This is a genomic window from Microvirga pakistanensis (assembly GCF_004458765.1).
Lineage (GTDB): Bacteria > Pseudomonadota > Alphaproteobacteria > Rhizobiales > Beijerinckiaceae > Microvirga > Microvirga pakistanensis.
In genome coordinates this window covers 1-223 of record NZ_SPJX01000572.1, presented here as the reverse complement: position 1 = coordinate 223, position 223 = coordinate 1, and the positions used below count along the sequence as shown (strand labels likewise).

Sequence of the window (223 nt, the reverse complement as noted above, 5' to 3'; positions counted from 1 at the left end):
GCGCGCCTGCCAGCGAAGAGCCGGGCGATGGCCTCGCCCGAGAGTTCGTTGCCGAGGGGCTCGATGCCCATGCCGGCAAAATGCCGGCAGGTTTCGATCCCGGAGCGGGGACCGAGGTCCATGAAGCCGAAGCGGCGGGCGTCGTTGTAGGTGACGCTGGCTCCGTTCGACAGCGCGAAGACCACGTGATCGTGGGCGCCCAAGCCCCCATGCTCGTGGTGGA

At 68.6% G+C, this 223-nt stretch carries 1 pseudogene; it reads right to left on the bottom strand.

Features of this window, described 5'->3' with window-relative positions:
• Window positions 1–223: pseudogene (locus E4K09_RS23840) on the bottom strand (bifunctional DNA-formamidopyrimidine glycosylase/DNA-(apurinic or apyrimidinic site) lyase); the annotation flags it as partial.